This window comes from Aeribacillus sp. FSL k6-2211, from assembly GCF_037966125.1.
GTDB classification, from domain to species: Bacteria; Bacillota; Bacilli; order Bacillales; family Aeribacillaceae; genus Aeribacillus; species Aeribacillus composti.
Genome location: NZ_CP150190.1, coordinates 2212493 through 2230210 on the forward strand (window position 1 = coordinate 2212493; position 17718 = coordinate 2230210).

11 protein-coding genes and 2 pseudogenes are annotated in these 17718 nt (G+C 40.3%); 4 read left to right on the forward strand and 9 right to left on the reverse strand.

Annotation, left to right across the window (positions count from 1 at the left end):
* Positions 1-2 precede the first annotated feature (2 nt).
* The 4 genes from NSU19_RS10620 to NSU19_RS10635 form a co-directional block, all read right to left on the reverse strand.
* Positions 3-377 carry a hypothetical protein gene (locus tag NSU19_RS10620; protein WP_339196427.1) on the reverse strand — a complete coding sequence of 125 codons (375 nt, stop codon included), beginning with the start codon at positions 375-377 and terminating at the stop codon, positions 3-5.
* Complete coding sequence (locus NSU19_RS10625; RefSeq protein WP_339196429.1) at positions 365-1381, reverse strand: Wadjet anti-phage system protein JetD domain-containing protein; 1017 nt, start codon at positions 1379-1381, stop codon at positions 365-367. Before NSU19_RS10625 ends, NSU19_RS10620 begins: the two co-directional genes overlap by 13 nt.
* A gap of 556 nt (positions 1382-1937) precedes the next feature.
* Positions 1938-2234, reverse strand: coding sequence for a nucleotidyltransferase domain-containing protein (locus tag NSU19_RS10630; protein ID WP_003397908.1), 297 nt, complete (start codon positions 2232-2234; stop codon positions 1938-1940).
* Entirely contained in the window at positions 2221-2676 is a 456-nt protein-coding gene (locus NSU19_RS10635) for an HI0074 family nucleotidyltransferase substrate-binding subunit (protein WP_094245930.1), read from the reverse strand. Before NSU19_RS10635 ends, NSU19_RS10630 begins: the two co-directional genes overlap by 14 nt.
* An 886-nt stretch (positions 2677-3562) precedes the next feature.
* On the opposite strand from NSU19_RS10635, the pseudogene NSU19_RS10640 reads away from it, so the two are divergent.
* From NSU19_RS10640 to NSU19_RS10650, 3 genes and pseudogenes are all read left to right on the forward strand, one after another.
* A pseudogene (locus NSU19_RS10640) lies at positions 3563-4637 on the forward strand (transposase).
* 117 nt (positions 4638-4754) lie between these two features.
* A pseudogene (locus NSU19_RS10645) lies at positions 4755-6396 on the forward strand (DUF262 domain-containing HNH endonuclease family protein).
* 711 nt (positions 6397-7107) lie between these two features.
* Entirely contained in the window at positions 7108-8289 is a 1182-nt protein-coding gene (locus NSU19_RS10650; protein ID WP_063388773.1) for an IS701 family transposase, read from the forward strand.
* 309 nt (positions 8290-8598) lie between these two features.
* Here the strand turns inward: NSU19_RS10650 and NSU19_RS10655 are convergent, their stop codons facing one another.
* The 5 genes from NSU19_RS10655 to NSU19_RS10675 all read right to left on the reverse strand — a co-directional run bounded on the left by NSU19_RS10655 (position 8599) and on the right by NSU19_RS10675 (position 15995).
* Entirely contained in the window at positions 8599-8853 is a 255-nt protein-coding gene (locus NSU19_RS10655; RefSeq protein WP_063388730.1) for a hypothetical protein, read from the reverse strand.
* Between the two features lie 454 nt (positions 8854-9307).
* A complete protein-coding gene (locus NSU19_RS10660; RefSeq protein ID WP_087960047.1) occupies positions 9308-10669 on the reverse strand; it encodes a transposase in 1362 nt (453 codons plus the stop codon).
* A gap of 1350 nt (positions 10670-12019) precedes the next feature.
* Positions 12020-13369: a GntP family permease gene (locus tag NSU19_RS10665; protein ID WP_130157838.1), complete on the reverse strand. Its 1350-nt coding sequence runs from the start codon at positions 13367-13369 to the stop codon at positions 12020-12022.
* A gap of 49 nt (positions 13370-13418) precedes the next feature.
* Positions 13419-14963 (reverse strand): gluconokinase, encoded by a 1545-nt coding sequence (gene gntK, locus NSU19_RS10670; protein ID WP_339196434.1) that lies wholly within the window; start codon positions 14961-14963, stop codon positions 13419-13421.
* Between the two features lie 15 nt (positions 14964-14978).
* Positions 14979-15995: a LacI family DNA-binding transcriptional regulator gene (locus tag NSU19_RS10675; protein WP_339196436.1), complete on the reverse strand. Its 1017-nt coding sequence runs from the start codon at positions 15993-15995 to the stop codon at positions 14979-14981.
* A 640-nt stretch (positions 15996-16635) separates the two neighbouring features.
* On the opposite strand from NSU19_RS10675, the gene NSU19_RS10680 reads away from it, so the two are divergent.
* Positions 16636-17682: an energy-coupling factor ABC transporter permease gene (locus NSU19_RS10680; RefSeq protein WP_339196438.1), complete on the forward strand. Its 1047-nt coding sequence runs from the start codon at positions 16636-16638 to the stop codon at positions 17680-17682.
* Positions 17683-17718 lie beyond the last annotated feature (36 nt).

Here is a 17718-nt window from a genome sequence, read left to right on the forward strand (position 1 = left end):
ATTCAATCGCGCTCTCTTCCCGTTTTTCCCAATCGTAAAACGAATAACTCCGTTTTTTCCCCGTCGTCGGGCGAACACGTTTGAATAATCGTCCGCGCCAAGTCTTCGTACATCTCGTCATCTAACACGTACACATTTTCCGTTAGCTTTTTTAAAAAAGACGCGAGCTGTTTTACCCCAGTTTTATACTGCCGCATCAGCTTTTGCTCAAAGAAAAATAAAAGCGCCAATAGCCCGAGCCCTTTCATATCAATCGGCTGCCCATTGAGGTCAGTTGAACGCTTCCGCTCAAGATCAAAAAGCGGATCAAACAGCGCAAGCCTTCTGATACGTTCGCGATAGCCGTCCGTCACCCCTGCCAATTCTAGCTTGTCCACTGCCATTCCCTCCAAATTTGTTGCAGTTCCCTCGTTTTCAACATTTCTTGCGGATAGTACTGGCCGGAAGCCAACAGCTCTTGAAGCTGCTTTTTTTCATCCGCTGAAAAATAAGCGAGAAACGCGTCAAGCGCGTCCGCCCGCTCCATCTGATAGTCCTTGCCGCTGGCCGGATCTTTCTGCAAACACGCCCGATAAAACGGAAGCGCCGGTGAAACGGGCTGCTTTTTCGCAAGCGAATGCCAAATCGCAATACCTTCGCGGTCAATGTCGCCAAAGTAATAAAAACGATGGTCCGCTTTCACCGGATATTGCAGCGAAAATTGTTCGATGCTGCTAATTATGGCTTTGCCTTCCCCGTAAATCAGCGTCGAAAATGCGGTGTCTGGAAGCGCGGGAAGCAGCGCTTGATACGTCGTTTTATTTTCAACAATGAGGTGGAGCTGGACCACTTCCGCTATTTTTGCCGGATGGACGGCTAACATTAACGGTTCGGACACGGGGATGATGAGAAGGTGGTCAAAAAGACCGATTCGCTCAAGCAGCTTTTTCCCGTCGCCTTCGGTGATCCATTTCTCATCGCCGACCAACTCCATGCTGTGCTCCGGTGCGGGAACGGGTTCGCTCGGTAACGAATGCGTCTTTAAATATTCGTCAATTTTTAAAATGAACGGCACATCGTTGTTCCAAACGGACGGATCTTTGCCGTAATAGGCATCGAGCTGAATCGCCGGATGAAGCCGATTTTGATAGCGCTGCAGCTCATGATGATAGTCTTCTATAAATCTGCTTTTATAAATGCGATATTGAAAAGCGAGAGACGGGGTTCTCGTTGTCCGCCCTTTCGACTTCACCATGTCAAGCACCCGCTCCGCCTCCAGACGCAAAATTATTTCGGAAAACTCATCATACGTACGTACAAAAGGCTGAATGAGCTGTTCCAGCTCCCCTAACGAAATCGTCCGCTTCGGAAAAACGGCTAGCAATCTTTCAATTGGTTCCAATCTCGCTCCACTCCTACAAACTGGATTTTCTCTTATTATATTAAGAAAACAAGAGAAGAGGGTATGAATGATTGTTCCCAAACTTGAGGAGGATTGCAAAACAAGGGAAGATGATGAAACACCGGGCTAAGCATCTTTCACTTTTAAGCTAAAAAACTTGAGGAGAATTTTTCATTAAACTATAGTTTTACGCAAAGTTTGAGGCAGGAAATAAAGATGAATAAATGAACTGATTTAACAACATAGCAACCTCATGCGGACGCTCCTCAGCATACTTCACTAATCATACAAAACTTCCAGAGGAAGGATTCTCTTTCTGCAGCTTTTTTACAATATTGACAAACAATGCCTGTCACTGTTCGCCAAGAACGTCTTTCAAAACTGTTTGCGTTCATCATCCATTATGGGAAGGAATAGTTGATTTTCATGTATGGGTGGGGAGTAAAATTTACTCATGGATGTTTTTTGCGGAAAAAGGGAGGACACCCGAAAAGAGAACGCCTAGCGAACACTTTTGGGTCCCATCATGTTCGACACATACTCTCGAACACTGAGCTCACGACAGAGGCTTTGCATAAATGACCTTTCCATCACGCATAATTTGCCGTTTTATTTCCTCATTCAGCGAGTCAAAAAACAGCACATCACACGAATAAATGCCGACAATCTCGTCAATGTCGTCCATTATTTTCCCCTTTTTATTTCCGGTATAATCAAGACACAAATCAATATCAGAATTATAGCGTGCCGTGTTTTTTGCGCGTGATCCAAACAAAATAACTTTTTGAATCTCTTTGTCACCTTCAAAATACGTAAGCAACCGCTCAAATACATTTTTATTAATTCCATACATCGCTATCAATCACTTCTTCTTTTATTTTTTGAAGCAACGCTTCGATTTGGTGAACATATTCATTTACGATTTTATTTTTTATTCGCTCATAATCTTCTTCGTTATACACATGGGCAGTTGCGTTTCGCGAACTCAGTATATCGTTCCATACATCAATATTTTCAATCCATCCTTCCTTAAAAGCTTGACGATAACATGCCCGCGGACTGTTTAGTTCAAGCCCGGATGACTTAAAAATTTTTGATAAAAGCTTCCAAAGTTGATCTTCTAAAATCTCATATTTTTTCACAATCGAATCTCTATACACTTCTTTCATCAATTCGTCTTCATTTGTTATTTGTTGCGATGCTGAAATCACATTTTTTAAGTGCAACAATAAACGAAATGCATATTGATACGACAACATGATCGATTCTTTGTATTTGTCAAACAAATCGTCCATTCCCAATCTACCGCCTTTCTCTTACATAATAACACAAAAAGGCTAAAACTATGTATGGCTTCTTCTGATGACTTTCAAACAAACAAGACATAAGTTCAACAACTTGATATGGTTGCTAATATAATGAATACATCTTCCATGGACATACTCAAATTCCAAATTGTATAAATTTAAAACATTCGACAAAATAGATTTTCACTCTTGTAATAATGATGCATTTTTTGCGTCATGAGTATCAATCTCGAAAACATAATTAAGAAAAAAAGCCTCCTCCTAGCCTTTAAAGCATTTTTTCAAAAAGTTGAAATTGACACATATTTCATCCTCGAAAAATTCACTGAGCATGTTGAGATACGTAGCTTGGTAAAAAATGACGCGAATATGAATGTTCATTCTTTGCGACTTCTTTGTTTTTTCCTACTTATACTTACTCATTCGGCATCGTTCAAAAAAAATCTACTTTTTCGGAATCAAAGATTACGAAATGTGAGTGAACGGTTTTTTAGAGTACATTGAACATCGTCTGGAAGAAGTTCTACAACGCTTAAGACGTTTCTTGAGAAGTCGAAATATTGAATTACAGTTACATTTATATATAACAGAAATGCTCTTTTTTCATTGTTTATTTGACAGGGTTAATTGTAGGGAGTTTTTATCTGGATTCAAAAGCTCTTCAATATATTTTAGAACACTTTTACACAAAATAAATTACTCAACTTTCGCAGTGAAAAATTTATGAATAATCCTTGATTTGATAGGTTTCTTTGGGTATCTCATATTCACTTGACACTGAAAAAATTCGTCTAAAAAACAAAAAGACACCTCTTTCTTTTGGTAAACTATTGGTGACCAAACCAAAAACCAAAGAAAGAAAGGTGTCACCATTATGATAACGAAAAAAGAGTATTTTGCGCAATTACCAAAAGAAATAAAAGACGGATTTTCTGAATGACAAATTGGTAATCATTTAAGAAAAGCAGGAATTATCAAGGCTTGTGGTTATTCTTGTTTATCGATTTTTCAACTATTATTTCTTCTTGTTTTTCAATACAGAAACTGGTACCACGCCTTACAAAGCAAAAAGGCTGCCGATTTACCAGGAAAAGATACCATTTATCGTTTTTTGAACTCGTCTACGTATAACTGGAGAACCTTTTTACTATCTCTGAGCTCCGAAGTGATTCGTCGTGTGAAACAACAAACGAAACATGGTGTTGACATTAGTAGAACATGCATTGGATAAAGGAATTTTCGCTGATTATGTGCTCATGGATACATGGTTTACTCATGCCCCGTTGGTGGAGAAGATTCACTCCAAAGGCCTTTTTGTCATTGGTATGGTCAAACAGCTGAAACAACGGTATCTTTTCAACGGAGAACGTTTCACCTTGGAACAACTGTATCGAAAAGCGAAACGAGACATTGGCAAAAAAGAAACACTCGGCTCGATTCACGCAACCCTTCATACGGGTTTACCAGTGAAAATCGTGTTTGTGCGGAATCGAAACAACCAAAGTGAATGGCTGGCCATTTTGAGTACAGATACCACGCTGTCTAATGAAGAAATCGTTCGAATCTATGGGATGCGTTGGGACATCGAAATCTTTTTTAAATTCAGTAAATCGTTTTTACATTTAGCCAAAGAGTTTCAAGGTCGTTCCTATGACATGATGATTAGCCATACTACCATTGTCTTCACTCGGTATATCTTGTTTGCTTGGCAACTTCGGAAAGAAGAGGATCCGAAGACCATGGGCAACTTATTCTTGTTTCTATGTGACGAAGTAAAGGAGATGGACTTTAAAACGGCTTTACTACAATTGATTTCTCTTTTCCAAACTTTGGCTGAAGCTAAGGTTTATTTGAGTATGGACATTTTTCAGTGTCAACTGTCCAATTGGATTACTTCTTTACCTCGTTATATCAAGGACTGTCTCCATATTTCTGTGTGCGAAAGTTGAGTTACAATATATAGAAGAAAAAATATTAATTGATTCAAACAATTAGATAGCAATTTCTTAAAAGTTTATGAAAGAGAGGATGAAAAATAGATGCACACCACCCTGAACGCTCAGGAAATGCCGTTACATAAAGTGTTTAGTGATGATTTTTTATTTACCATTCCTTCTGTTCAAAGACCTTACTCTTGGACTACCGATCAAGCGGGAGAGTTATTAGATGATTTACTTGAGTTCATTGAACATCATGGAATCACTGAAAAAAATATTGAGCAAATTCCGGAACCTTATTTTCTTGGAAGCATTGTCCTTGTAAAAGGGGAGAAACCAGAGGCAGAAGTATTGGATGGGCAGCAGCGTTTAACGACTTTAACTATCTTATTATCTGCCCTGCGCAGTTATTTACCAGAAGAATATGCGAATGAAATTGACGAACTTATTGTTCAGCGCGGTAGTCGAATTCGTAAAATTGAAGATACATATCGTCTTCGTTTACGTAAGAAAGACAATGACTTTTTTAAAAAATACATTCAAGAGCGCGATGGAATTACAAAACTAACAAAACAAACCCCTGTAAAAACAGACAGTCAAGCATTAATTAGGGATAACGCGCTATATTATTTAGAGCGTTTTAACGACCTTGATGAATCTACTTTAACAACGTTACCAAGTGTCATTGCTACGCTATGCTATATGGTTATTGTGTCTACACCGAATTTTGACTCTGCCTTTCGTATCTTTACTGTTTTAAACGACCGTGGACTAGATTTAATGGTTACTGATATTTTAAAAGCTAAAATTATCGGTAAAATTCCTGAAAGCGAGCAAGAAATCTACACAGAAAAATGGGAAGATATTGAAAGTGCGCTGGGCCGAGAGCAGTTTAATGAATTATTTTCACACATCCGTATGATTTTGCAAAAAAGAAAAGGCATGGGAAACCTTAAAGATGAATACGATAGTATTTTAGAAAACATGTCTGGAAAAACATTTATCGATGAAATATTGATACCATACAGCGACATTTATATACAAATAAGAAATTATAAAACATCGTTTGTTAATGATGAAGAAACCGTCAAGATTTTAGAATTTCTAAATCGAATTGATAATATAGACTGGATACCTGTAGCTATGTACTATATGCATCATTATAATAACAACATTCCAGCTTTCTTAAAACGTCTTGAAAGATTTGCAGCAGTTCATATGATTTTACGGAAAAATTTTAACTGGCGACAATCAAAATATTCGACTATTTTACGAGAATTAGAACAAGGCAAAGACCCTTTTTCGAAAGCGAGTACGTTAAATCTTACTGACGATGAAAAGAAAGAAGTAATTGAAGCGTTGAATGGGGATGTATACAAAAAATTAAAAGATGCTGCTAAACGGTATGTACTTTTACGTTTAGATGCATTGTTATCTAAGGGACAGCCTTATTATGATTACAATACCATTACGATTGAACATGTACTGCCACAAACTCCTCCTAAGGAAAGCGAGTGGACAAAGAATTTCCCAAACATTGAACAGTATGTGCATAAATTAGGTAATTTAGTTTTACATAAAGAAAAATTCACGTGCCAAAAACTTTGATTTTGAGCGTAAAAAATCTACCTATTTTCAATCTAAAGATGGAGTCAGTACATTTGCTTTGACAACCCAAGTGATCCAAGAAAAAGAATGGACACCAAAAGTACTTGAAAGACGACAAAAGTTTCTTTTAGATTTGCTGATAAAAGAATGGGAACTTCGTTAAAAATTACTTCCATGTTAAGATAAAAACCCCAGAAAATGTTGTTAAATAAGCATTTCGTTTTAAATGGTTGATTGGTTATTTTCATTTTAACGAAGGAGTTATATTTTATCAATCCTTTAATTTGTGCGGGCTCAATGGAGATTTGAAAGAGTCGTCGATCCCCCAGGTTTTTTGCACGATTGGAGGTCGACGACAAATTTCATTATGTTTTGAAACATAACGTTTGTTTGCAGATCGTCAATTCAATTTTGTTTAAATCCGTGTTTTTTTCAGAATGCTTTTTACTGCTGCTTCTGTATCATAGACAATATTCCACCAGCTTTTTCTCGATCTCTTCTTTCTTTGGAACAATTTCATCTATTGATTTTGTAATATGGTGATTGCCTTTGAATCTCAAATTGATTATACACCAGATGTAAATTTATACAAGAATTGATTGTTAAATCCAAAAATTATATGAACAATATATTTCTCAAGCATTTTTTGGGTCAACTCGTCCGCTCCGGCGCATACATAGCCGGCAGCGTTAACTTCTTTACGGTTTAAACATAATCTTTTTCACCAAGTTCAGCTTTGCAACGTTTATTATCAACTGTAGATGAGCAAATTCACTAACATAAATTTACATCCGAACAAAAAAGGAGACATGAACCCGATTCCTTGATTAGAATAGATGTGTCACCAAACCATTCTCAAGGAGGTTCATGTCTCATGAATAGACTACCACATCACCAAGGAATCGACAAGTTTTTCGCAATGTTGGGGCTGGCCCTTTATTTCTCTAAGCCGGTCATGAAGCATCTCGTTCATATTATCGATGCGCTGACAACGAAAGGATTTGTGGGAACCTTGACCGATCTGCATCATGAGAGCTTTCATCCCAACCATCGAACGACACTGAGCCATTTTTTCACGAAAAGCCCTTGGGATGAAGAAATCTTGCTTCGCAAACTCCAGCAGTGGATGCTTCGTCATGTGGAACGAACGGCCAAGCGAAAGAATCACCCCATTTTTGTTTCGATCGATGATACGATCTGCCGAAAAACGAAGCCTTCGTCACAGGCGAAACACGCTATTGAAGGGTGTAATTGGCATTATTCTCACGCGGACAAAAAGTCGATTTGGGGACACTCTCTCGTCTGGCTCATGGTTCATACGATGACGCAAGCCTTTCCCTTTGCGTTTCGCCTCTACGACAAGGCGGATGGGAAAAGCAAGGGTCAATGGGCCATCGAGATGCTTTCTTCTTTGGATGTGCACGGTTCTGTTTATGTGCTGATGGATTCTTGGTACCCATCGAAAACACTCGTGGAAGCCTGCCTGAAAAAAGGATTCCACGTCATTGCGATGCTCAAGACGAATCGGGTTCTTTATCCAAAAGGCATCGCCATCCAAGCCAAACAGTTTGCCCGCTATATCGAACCGAACGACACCCATCTCGTCACGGTGGGAGAAGAGCGTTATCGCGTGTATCGCTACGAGGGAGCGCTGAAAGGTCTCGATGATGCCGTTGTGTTGTTGGCTTGGAAAGCCGATCAGCCGATGACACCTGAACATCTTCACTGCGTCTTGAGCACCGACCGGGAGCTAAGCGATGAAGAGATCTTGCGCTACTATGCCCAGCGTTGGTCGATCGAATGCTTTTTTCGACAAGCGAAAGACCAGCTGAAGCTCGATGGGTACCGCGTTCGTCAACGTCGGGCGGTGAAACGGTATTGGATCTTGGTGCAACTCGCTTATGTGTACAGTATGGTCGAATCCAACAGCGATTTCTCTACCGGGCTTGACTTCCTTCGAAAGAAGAAAGGACATAGCCTCGTGGAGTTTATTTACGATGCAGCGAAACAAGATATTCCCATTGATGTCGTTAAAAAACAGCTTCATGTGGCATAAGGGGTACTCCGTTTGTCTCTTTTTACATGGTAATTATTGTAATGAAAATTGCTCAACTACAGTTATCAACAAAAAAGCGTCTAGATGTTCGACGCTTCCTGCCCAGATTTCGTACTTTTTAACTTCGCATTGACAACAACCCTTCATGCATTGTGATGGTGTTGACCGAAAAACGAACCATCTGGTTGTTACCATTTCCGGCCAAACCGCTTGTTCCTCTAGCTGATTCAAGTACGCTTATGCAGCTGTCAAGAAAGGAAACACTTTATACTTTTCCAACCAGCTATCGCCCCGGATTTATGTCTGCCATTATTTCTCCGTTGTCTTTTCAAGAGCATATTTGATTGCAGCGACGGATCCGATCCCATACAAGGCATATTTTAATCCGTTTACTAAAACCTCAAACGAGAAAGCGCTGGCTTCAAAAATAGAGAAAGCAACGCCAAGTACAACTGCGACAATCGGAATGTAGCGATTCGAAAGATTGGTTGCTTGACGGATTGCGTACAGCAAAACGGCTAATGCCACATATGCAGTGAACTCAATTGATAGAATAGCTTCCATTTGAACATCTCCTTTCTAATTGTCATTGCTCCAACATTAGTGTATTCAAGACCTAGTGCAAGAGAAACAGCAGAAGCATAGCAATTCAACAAATTAGTTACTTGTCTACCGCACGATTTTTTCCGTCACCGAACACTTACTTCAATGCAGCAAAAATAATAGCTACGACTCCTCCGATCACTTACACAATAATTGCGCTTGTGATCGTTAGCCGTAGCCATTTTGTATCGTCCTTAATAGCTCGAATGTCATTAAATTTTTGTAGTCGCCTTGTGGTCAAGAAGGCAGAGTTTTACGTCCGGCTTCTTTTCGTCCAATAATGATCGCCAAAACAATTGACATAGAACCGTAATTAAATTACATTCTTATCCTTTGAATTTCAAATGTCGATATTTAAAACTCAATCGTTTGCTCGATTCTCATTAAAAATTTTCAAAAGAAAAAATGAACTTACTCAACTTTCGCACACAGAAATATTTAAGCATTGCTTGATATAATTAGGTATAGTGGCCAACCATTTATTCATTTGATTTTTAAAGATGTCCATGTTCAAAGAAACCTCGGCTTCCGCCAAAGTTTGGAAAAGGTCAATAAGTGATTGAAGGGCAGTAATAAAATCTATGTCTTTTACATCTTCGCAAAGGATGTAAAAAAGGTTGCCAATCGTCTTAGGATCCTCCTCTTTTCGCATTTGCCAAGCAATGAGAATATATCGTGTAAAAACAATGGTTGTATGGCTAATTAACATGTCGTAGGAACGTCCCTGGAATTCTTTCTCTAAATTTAAAAGGGATTTATTGCATTTGAAGAAGACTTCAATGTCCCAACGCATGCCGTAAATACGAATGATCTCTTCATTTTCTAATGTTGTATCTGTGCTGAGAATGGCAAGCCATTCGCTCCGTTTATTACGGTTTCGTACAAATAGAATTTTTACTGGAATTCCATTGTCTAAAGTAGCATAAACGGATCCGCGAATGTCTTTTTTACCCATGTGAGGTTTTGCCAATTTGTAAAGTTGATTCAGTGTGAAACGTTCACCATTGTAAACGTATCGCTGCTTTAATTGCTTCACCAAGCCAATGACAAATAACCCTTTGTTCGTAATCTTCTCAATTAAAGGCGCTTGTGTAAACCAGGAATCCATGAGAACATAGTCAGCTATAATCCCTTTTTCAAGCGCATGATCAAGTAAAGCTGAAGCCACGTCCGGTTTTGATTTCAGAGCTTCCTGGCGACGCTTATAGCCAGATGTTCGTTTATCAATATTGGTATTGATTTCTTGCAGGCGATTTTCCTTTTTCGGTGAACTTAGAAGAGCAAAATCAACGGGAATAAAAGTAAAACTATCGGTCCAGCCAAGGGTAAGCATTTGAAACCCTTTCAAGTACTGATGGGTAGAGTGATCAAAAACCTTAGCCAACAGTTCAACCGACTTACTACGGTTTCTTGAAAAGACAGAATCATCAATCACAAAAGCTGTGACACGATCTTTTGAAGTTAATGGTTGAAGCAGACGGATCATTTCACTGCTTAATGAAAGCAGAAACTTTCTCCAATGATAGGTTGGTGTATTTAAAAAGCGATAGACTGTATCCTTTCCGGGCAGATCCTGAGATCGTTTACTCATAAAAGCACGAAACCAGTTCTTATATTGGAAGACTAAAAGAAAAATCAGTTTGAAAACAGTAAGACAAGAATACCCGGAAAGTTTCGTAATATTCGCTTTTCTTAAATGATATCCAATATTTAATTCGGAAAATCCTTGTTTAATTTCTTTTGGTAATTGCGCAAAGTAGTCTTTATTCGTTATCATAGTGGTGACACCTTTCTTTTGGATTTGGTTTCGTCACCAATATTTTACCAAAAGAATAGGTGTCTTTCTTTATGTTTTAAAAAATGTCAAATGATAATTTTGTACTTCCCAAAACCATTTACATCAAGCATTTAAACAAGATTTTGGACTGCGAAAGCTGAGTGAACTTACTAATAAAACAGGTATTCCTATCAAGATGTATAAAAAATTTTTCGGCAGAATCATATCGTATACATACAAAAAAAGAGTTGTCCAAACAAACAGGACTATATATTTTAATATTTTTCAACTCCGCATTCATTTATCCATCGCTGCTTAACATAAAATCTCTATGAAACTGTCATTTACTGCAAAATTTACATTGTATTAAAATCGATGGATAAACATGAAAAAGGTCGTGTAGTATGAATGAAAGCATTTTTATTTAGAAATCTCACAACATATTGATTGGTATCAGTACTGATAACGATCTGTCTTATCCCTAGATTCTGGATGTAAATATTTCCTATATTTTCATCTGCTGGCTTCTATGTATCTTTCATTGTTTTGTTGTATGGGGTATCCGCATCAATCCTCTCTGAAATTTTAAGTAAAAGTATTATGAAAAAAGAAAATCGACTATTAGTCAAAGCAATTATATACTGTCTTTCTATATCTATATTTGCATTACAGTCAAAGTAAAGCGAAACACGTTAGAGAGTTCAGAAACTTTCTATATCTATATTTGCATTACAGTCTCCTCCTGAATTACTGATTTATGCAGTTATTCGTGCAGTGTTCTATTATTCTGTGGACGAGTTTGTTCGAAAATATAATAGCAATAAACAATAGCCCAAGGATTTTTCTTTTTTGAACCTAAATAAAAATGCTCTATCAAATACAACTTCTAAATTTTATGTCGTTGGGCGAACTTTTAACGAATGTTCCGTTCTTCTAATTTCGCATATTCACCTGCTTTTTACATTTAGATGAACAAAAAACACATAGTTTTGACGGCATCTCCTTTTTTATACGATTCAGCGAGCGATTAGTCTCACGCTTTTAGAAGTCCTTACGCAATTTCCTGCTGGGTTAGTTTGATGATCAAAAAAAATAAATGTGTGATTCTTTAAGGCTTGTAATTGCGATTGAAGAATATATTCATTTTTTACCATTACAGTCGTTTCCGAGAAAAAATAACGGCCTTTCCCCGGTTGAGTATCGAGAAAAGGCCGCAGCTTCATATACTCTTTTTCTAATATCTGCTTGACAGAGTTATGTGCAAGTGACTATTACAGCATTGTTGTTCGATCTCAGTCGGAAATGCCCACTTGACAGGGTTTTGCGGAAGCGCCTGGCATTTTTTATATCTTACACTAATAAATCCAGCAACGCAATCAGCGCAAAAGCGACGACAGAAATAATTGTCTCCATTGCGGTCCATGTCATCAACGTTTCTTTGACGGTCATGCCGAAATACTCTTTGATCATCCAGAAGCCGGAGTCGTTGACGTGCGATAAAATGAGTGATCCCGCTCCTGTCGCTAATACAAGCAATTCAGCGTTCGTGCCAGGAATGCTGGCGGCAATTGGGGCAACGATGCCTGCCGCTGTCATCATCGATACCGTCGCAGAACCTGTCGCAATCCGAATGAGCGCGGCAATTCCCCAACCTAACAGCAGCGGAGACATTTGCGAATGTGTAGCCCAGTCTGCGATTTGGTCGCCAATGCCAGAATCAAGCAACACCTTATTGAACGCCCCGCCAGCGCCGATGACAAGCAAAATATTGGCGACAGGACCAAGGCAGTCATTGGCAAATTTTAATACTTTATCGCGATTGAATCCTCGAGCGTAGCCAAGGCTAAAGAACGAATAAATCGTCGCGATCAAAAGCGCGATGATCGGATCCCCGATAAAGCGCAGCACTTTCGATGCTTCCGACGCTTGATCCAGCGTAACATTAGCTATGGAAGCAACCAGCATTAAAATAACCGGAAGCAGAATCGTAAATAACGTGTTGCCAAAGCCAGGGAGGTCTTTCTTTTCTTTATGCTGTACAAGCTGCTCGGCGATTTCACCAGGCACTTGTTTATACATGCGCGACCCGATCCATTTTCCAAACAACGGGCCGGCGATAATGGCTGTCGGCAGCCCGACAATAAGCGAATAAAGAATTGTTGTCCCGACATCGGCTTTAAAAATGCCGACGGCAGCCATCGCAGCCGGATGCGGCGGAACAAGTCCATGCACGACAGATAATCCGGCAACTAGCGGAATACCAATTGTCACAAGCGAAATTCCTGTTTCCATTGCAATGGTAAACACAAGCGGAATTAATAGCACGAATCCTACTTGGAAAAATACTGGGATCCCCACTAAAAATGCGACGACCATCATTGCCCAATGGACGCGTTTTTGGCCAAAACGGTCAATCAATGTTTTCGCAATGCGTTCAGCGCCTCCGGACTCCGCCATCATTTTTCCAAGCATCGTTCCAAGCGCCAATACGATCGCCAAAAAGCCAAGCGTATTGCCAAGACCTGCTTTAATCGAATCAATAATTCCCGGCGTTTCCGGCGACGGTGCGATCAGCGGCATTCCCATTGCCAGCCCTACACCAACGGATGTCAAAATCAAAGCGACAAACGGATGCATTTTCGCAACCGTGATGAGCAGCAATAACACAACAATCGCAGCAATAACAATCGCGATTCCCATTTCCATTCCTCCTATTTTCTGTTTGATGTGAACTAAACCGATTTAGTAGCTATCCATTTCTACGCTGGAAAGAAGCAATCACATCAAACTCATCCTTTATGCGATCATATAATCGTGTATATATATCAAATAGTTCGGAATAAATAAGCGTATTTTCTTCATTTGGCACATGGCGTGATAAAATATGAATCCACGTTTTCACCGTATCAAGCGATGGAATATCGCCAAGCGCATACAATGCCAATGCTGCAGCGCCTAACGCAGACGCCTCGTGCGTTTCCGGTACTAACAGCTCTTTTCCCATCATATCGGCAAGCATTTGCCGCCAAAACGGAGATTTCGCAAAACCGCCAGATACGCGGATTTCCGACAGCGGCCCTGTGACATCGCGAATCGCCAGAGCGACAGAAAAGACGCTCATACATACCCCTTCCATCACCGCGCGAATAAAATGCTCCCGCTTATGACGGAGGCTGATGCCGAAAAAAGTCCCTCTTGCGTTCGCGTTCCAGTACGGTGCACGTTCGCCAGACAAAAACGGAAGAAACAGCAATCCTTCTGAACCTGCTGGAACTCTTTCAGCGTACTTTGTCAGCAGTTCATATGGATCAATGCCGAGCCTTTTCGCCACTTCGCGCTCTGGGCTGCCAAATTCGTCACGAAGCCAACGCAGCAAAATACCGCCATTGTTCGTCGGCCCGCCAACGACCCAATGATTTGGTGTAAGCGCATAACAAAACGTCCGCCCTTTTTCATCTGTTTTTTGAATTGGGGAAATCGTCCGCACCGCGCCGCTTGTTCCAATCGTAATCGCCGCCTCCCCGGGCAAAATCGCTCCGACGCCGACATTAGCGAGCACCCCGTCACTAGCTCCGACAACGACAGGGACGTTCGGATCCAAGCCCATTTGCTCAGCCCATTCTTTCCTCATCCCCTGCAATATGTGCGTCGTTGGCACCAAGCTCGATAACTGCGCTCTTGTCATTCCGAGAAGTTTAAGAACATCCTCATCCCAATCAAGCGTATCTAAGCGGAACAGACCCGTTGCTGAAGCGATCGAATAGTCGACAACATATTGGCCATATAATTGATACAGCACATATTCTTTCATCGATACAAATTTGTGCGTCTGACGGAATAAATCAGGCTGTTCCTCTTTCAGCCAAAGCAATTTCGGAAGCGGGGACATCGGATGAATCGGGGTTCCAGTCCGTTTGTAAATGCTTATGCCGCTTAATTCATCCAAAAGCCGCTCCGCTTGTTCGACACTGCGGTTATCGGCCCAAATAATGCAGCGGGTAAGCGGGCGTCCTGATACATCAAGCGCCATTAATGAATGCATCGCCGCGCTGAATCCGATCGCCTTCACTTGGCTAGAAGGAATTTTTAACTTAGAAATAACAGCGTTTACAGTTTTCACAACAGCTGCGAAAATCTCCTCCGGATCCTGCTCCGCCCAGCCTGGATGCTGCTGTATTATTGGATAATCAATTGCGTGGGAGGCTAGCGTCCGCCCCTGTTCGCCAAACGCCACCGCTTTTGTGCTCGTCGTTCCGATATCGACACCAATTACAACTGGTTGTTTTGCTTCCATGTTTGCTCCCTCTTTCTATGATGTTTTTTCTTTTACCGATCCTCGTTCGATAAACGTAGGCGAAAAACGAAAAACTTGCGGTTGATGCTCGCTTTTTTTGGCGATTTGCAAAAAAAGCCGTTCTGCCGCTTTTTTCCCCATGGCAAACGTCGGCTGCGAGATCGTCGTCAACGTCGGCGTATAAACATGGGCAAACGGCACATCGTCAATGCTGATAATCGCCAATTCGTCAGGAGTATTAATATGATTTCCTTTAATAAAATACAAAACTTCCATCAATGTTAAATCATTGATCGTAAACAATGCTTCCGGCAAGCGGCCGGATTCATACAACCTTGTCAATTCTTTTTGAATACGCGGGATCTCCGTTGTGATAAAATAATCGTCAACAACTGGAAGTCCCTTTTTTACTAACGCTTGCCGAAATCCTTCAATGCGCTCCATCCTCGGAACGATATGGGAAACAAGCGGCGGAGTGACAATTCCGATGTGTTCGTAACCACGCTCAGCAAAATATTCGACCGCCAATTCAGCAGCCTTTTGATTATCAAGCAGAACTGCGTCCGCTTTGACCTCCGGAACCATCCGATCGACAAACACAAGCGGAAACCGTTCTTCAAGTAATTTTTGATATATATCAGCGTTTTTTCCTGTTGGAAAAATAATCAAACCATCGACTTGTTTTGCCCGCAGCATCTCAATATATTTCTTTTCTTTCTCCGGATCATCATCGGAATTAGAGACGATAACATGGAAACCCCGCTCTTGGCACTCTTCCTCAATCGCATGCAGCACTTGCGTCGTAAGCATATGCATAATGTTGAAGACGACCACTCCGATTGTCATCGTTGTTTTCTGTTTTAAGCTGCGGGCGATAAAATTCGGTTGATATCCCAATTCCTTAATCGCCATGGCAATTCGTTTTCTCGTTTCCTCGCTCATATATTCATAGCGTTTATTTAAATATTGCGACACTGTGCTTTTCGAGACATCCGCCAACTTTGCGACGTCAGCCATCGTAACTTTTTTCAAAGGGATCCCTCTTTCATTACTAAATCGATTTAGTATTTATAAGCGTTTTCATAAACCGGTTTAGTAAAATTATAAAACAAAATGAAATCGTTTTACAATTAATTTGTTAAAAATTTTTCTTTAAAAATCAACATATCTGGCTGCCAAACGTTGTAAATAAATCGATATTTTTGTGAACCAGTTAAATGCGGACAAATCCAATTTTAAAAAAACTGCCCGTTTATATGGATAGATTCATTAATCGCCGATAAGAAAAAATCTTAGCAAAACATTGACGGAATTTCCGGCTGTGCGCAACAGCGATCATAAAGATGTAATTTTCGACATCTATGACCCGGCACAAAAAATCTGCGATACTAGTTGCCCCTTTACGATAAGCCGAAAACAACATGAGGTACCAGTAAAAATCCATCTCCTCCCCCGTTTCAAATCCAGAAACCGGATAGTGAGAAATGGCTGGATAGCAAAAGATTGTAATTGCTGGACAAAAACAAATCGCGTTCAACAAAGCTGAACATTTCTGACCATTGAAAGTCGTGTAACTTAACATTCTCTTGACCATTCTTGTCAAACCGTGATACGCTCGACTTACAAATTATTTTAAAAATTCTAAAAATAATGTTACAAAGGGGTGAATATGATGCACATGGCGGATGCCTTGATTTCACCAGCTGTTGGTGGAACCATGCTGGCAACCACTGCTGGAGTTGCAGCTTATTCAATCAAAAAGCTCCAGAATGAGCTGGATGAAAAGAAAATTCCTTTAATGGGAGTGATGGGAGCATTTGTTTTTGCAGCACAAATGATTAATTTTTCAATACCAGGCACTGGTTCAAGCGGACACCTCGGAGGAGGAATGCTGCTGGCAATATTATTAGGTCCTTATGCGGGATTTTTAACGATGGCTTCGATTTTGTTGATACAGGCATTGTTCTTTGGTGACGGCGGATTGCTTGCTTATGGCTGCAACGTATTTAACCTTGGTTTTTATACGTGCTTTATAGCGTATCCATTCATATATAAGTGGATTACACGTAAAGGGGTTACTTCCAAAAGGATTTTTGCTGGTTCGATGGCTTCAGCACTGGTTGCTCTCCAATTGGGTGCTTTTAGCGTTGTCCTTGAGACTCTTTTATCGGGAAAAACCGAATTGCCCTTTGTGAAATTCGTATTGTTAATGCAGCCGATACACCTTGCGATCGGGATAGTTGAAGGGCTGGTAACCGCAGCAATCATTACCTTCGTATGGAGAGCTAGACCTGACATTTTGGACAAAGCAGCAAACGGGAAAGCCTTTGGTAATATTTCAATGAAGAAAGTATTGACAGGCTTTTCAATCGCTGTAGTTGTGGTTGGCGGTTTGTTTTCTTGGTTTGCATCCGCTAATCCTGACGGACTGGAATGGTCTATCGAAAAAACAGCAGGTACAGAAGAATTGGAAGCTCCTGACGGCATTCATGAAACACTCTCTGAAATTCAAAGCAAAACAGCATTATTGCCTGATTATGATTTTAAAGCAAGTGAAAATGAAAAAACAGCTGGACAAGCTGAAAATGCGTGGCCTGCTGTTAATGCTGGGACAAGCGTTTCGGGTATAGTAGGAGGAGCATTGACTCTTGCATTAGCCGTATTTACAGGGTGGGTCATCATGTTGATTAAAAGGAAAAAAATAAAAACGACCGCTTGATTATTTTATGGTGGGGCCCTCCCTTTAGTTTATTAA